The following is a 3,366-nucleotide window of genomic DNA, read 5'->3' on the forward strand; positions in this document are numbered from 1 at the left end:
CGGGTGGCTGGTCGTTGTTTGAGAACTGCACAGTGGACGCGAGCATCTGTGGCCAAGTTTTTAAGGGCGCACGGTGGATGCCTTGGCACCAGGAACCGATGAAGGACGTGGGAGGCCGCGATAGTCCCCGGGGAGTCGTCAACCAGGCTTTGATCCGGGGGTTTCCGAATGGGGAAACCCGGCAGTCGTCATGGGCTGTCACCCACTGCTGAACACATAGGCAGTGTGGAGGGAACGAGGGGAAGTGAAACATCTCAGTACCCTCAGGAAGAGAAAACAACCGTGATTCCGGGAGTAGTGGCGAGCGAAACCGGATGAGGCCAAACCGTATGCGTGTGAGACCCGGCAGGGGTTGCGTATACGGGGTTGTGGGATCTCTCTTTCACGGTCTGCCGGCCGTGAGACGAGTCAGAAACCGTTGATGTAGGCGAAGGACATGCGAAAGGTCCGGCGTAGAGGGTAAGACCCCCGTAGCTGAAACATCAGCGGCTCGTTTGAGAGACACCCAAGTAGCACGGGGCCCGAGAAATCCCGTGTGAATCTGGCGGGACCACCCGCTAAGCCTAAATATTCCCTGGTGACCGATAGCGGATAGTACCGTGAGGGAATGGTGAAAAGTACCCCGGGAGGGGAGTGAAATAGTACCTGAAACCGTGTGCCTACAAGCCGTGGGAGCATCCTTGTGGTGTGACTGCGTGCCTTTTGAAGAATGAGCCTGCGAGTTTGCGGTGTGTTGCGAGGTTAACCCGTGTGGGGTAGCCGTAGCGAAAGCGAGTCCGAATAGGGCGTTTCAGTAGCACGCTCAAGACCCGAAGCGGAGTGATCTAGCCATGGGCAGGTTGAAGCGGAGGTAAGACTTCGTGGAGGACCGAACCCACCAGGGTTGAAAACCTGGGGGATGACCTGTGGTTAGGGGTGAAAGGCCAATCAAACTCCGTGATAGCTGGTTCTCCCCGAAATGCATTTAGGTGCAGCGTCGTGTGTTTCTTGCCGGAGGTAGAGCACTGGATAGGCGATGGGCCCTACCGGGTTACTGACCTTAGCCAAACTCCGAATGCCGGTAAGTGAGAGCGCGGCAGTGAGACTGTGGGGGATAAGCTCCATGGTCGAGAGGGAAACAGCCCAGAGCATCGACTAAGGCCCCTAAGCGTACGCTAAGTGGGAAAGGATGTGGAGTCGCAGAGACAACCAGGAGGTTGGCTTAGAAGCAGCCACCCTTGAAAGAGTGCGTAATAGCTCACTGGTCTAGTGATTCCGCGCCGACAATGTAGCGGGGCTCAAGCGTACCGCCGAAGTCGTGTCATTGCAGCATATAGCCCCAACGGGTGCTGTGATGGGTAGGGGAGCGTCGTCTGCCGGGTGAAGCAGCACCGGAAGGTAGTTGTGGACGGTTGACGAGTGAGAATGCAGGCATGAGTAGCGATTCACACGTGAGAAACGTGTGCGCCGATTGACTAAGGGTTCCTGGGTCAAGCTGATCTGCCCAGGGTAAGTCGGGACCTAAGGCGAGGCCGACAGGCGTAGTCGATGGATAACCGGTTGATATTCCGGTACCCGCTGTGAAGCGTCAAACATCGAACCAGGCGATGCTAAGTCCGTGAAGCCGTTCCGGACCCTTCGGGGAAAGGAAAGTGGTGGAGCCGACGGACCAGACTTGCAGTAGGTGAGTGATGGGGTGACGCAGGAAGGTAGTCCATCCCGGGCGGTGGTTGTCCCGGGGTAAGGGTGTAGGCCGTGCGGTAGGCAAATCCGTCGCACATCAAGGCTGAGACCTGATGCCGAGCCGATTGTGGTGAAGTGGATGATCCTATGCTGTCGAGAAAAGCCTCTAGCGAGTTTCATGGCGGCCCGTACCCTAAACCGACTCAGGTGGTCAGGTAGAGAATACCGAGGCGTTCGGGTGAACTATGGTTAAGGAACTCGGCAAAATGCCCCCGTAACTTCGGGAGAAGGGGGGCCACACCTGGTGAGAACACTTGCTGTTCGAGCTGGGGGTGGCCGCAGAGACCAGCGAGAAGCGACTGTTTACTAAAAACACAGGTCCGTGCGAAGCCGTAAGGCGATGTATACGGACTGACGCCTGCCCGGTGCTGGAACGTTAAGGGGACCGGTTAGCTCTGATTCGTCAGGGCGAAGCTGAGAACTTAAGCGCCAGTAAACGGCGGTGGTAACTATAACCATCCTAAGGTAGCGAAATTCCTTGTCGGGTAAGTTCCGACCTGCACGAATGGCGTAACGACTTCTCGACTGTCTCAACCATAGGCCCGGTGAAATTGCACTACGAGTAAAGATGCTCGTTTCGCGCAGCAGGACGGAAAGACCCCGGGACCTTTACTACAGTTTGATATTGGTGTTCGGTTCGGCTTGTGTAGGATAGCTGGGAGACTTTGAAACTCGGACGCCAGTTCGGGTGGAGTCGTCGTTGAAATACCAGTCTGGTCGTGCTGGATGTCTAACCTGGGTCCGTGATCCGGATCAGGGACAGTGTCTGATGGGTAGTTTAACTGGGGCGGTTGCCTCCTAAAGAGTAACGGAGGCGCCCAAAGGTTCCCTCAGCCTGGTTGGCAATCAGGTGTTGAGTGTAAGTGCACAAGGGAGCTTGACTGTGAGACCGACGGGTCGAGCAGGGACGAAAGTCGGGACTAGTGATCCGGCGGTGGCTTGTGGAAGCGCCGTCGCTCAACGGATAAAAGGTACCCCGGGGATAACAGGCTGATCTTCCCCAAGAGTCCATATCGACGGGATGGTTTGGCACCTCGATGTCGGCTCGTCGCATCCTGGGGCTGGAGTCGGTCCCAAGGGTTGGGCTGTTCGCCCATTAAAGCGGTACGCGAGCTGGGTTTAGAACGTCGTGAGACAGTTCGGTCCCTATCCGCTGCGCGCGCAGGAATATTGAGAAGGGCTGTCCCTAGTACGAGAGGACCGGGACGGACGAACCTCTGGTGTGCCAGTTGTTCTGCCAAGGGCATGGCTGGTTGGCTACGTTCGGGAGGGATAACCGCTGAAAGCATCTAAGCGGGAAGCCTGCTTCGAGATGAGTATTCCCACCCACTTGATGGGGTAAGGCTCCCAGTAGACGACTGGGTTGATAGGCCGGATCTGGAAGCCCAGTAATGGGTGGAGGTGACCGGTACTAATAGGCCGAGGGCTTGTCCTCAGTTGCTCGCGTCCACTGTGTTGGTTCTGAAACCACGAACAGCCCCACACCTGATTTCATGGTGTGGTGTGGCGTTCACAGTTTCATAGTGTTTCGGTGGTCATAGCGTGAGGGAAACGCCCGGTTACATTCCGAACCCGGAAGCTAAGCCTCACAGCGCCGATGGTACTGCAGGGGGGACCCTGTGGGAGAGTAGGACGCCGCCGAAC

2 rRNA genes are annotated in these 3,366 nt (G+C 56.9%); both read left to right on the plus strand.

Annotated elements, in window-relative coordinates:
• Window positions 1-50 precede the first annotated feature (50 nt).
• Window positions 51-3,157, plus strand: a 23S ribosomal RNA gene (locus tag ACIRR9_RS55780).
• Between the two features lie 92 nt (window positions 3,158-3,249).
• Window positions 3,250-3,366: ribosomal RNA gene (gene rrf / locus ACIRR9_RS55785) — 5S ribosomal RNA — on the plus strand.

Origin of the sequence: Streptomyces sp. NPDC101234 (assembly GCF_044767525.1) — a bacterium.
Lineage (GTDB): Bacteria > Actinomycetota > Actinomycetes > Streptomycetales > Streptomycetaceae > Streptomyces > Streptomyces sasae.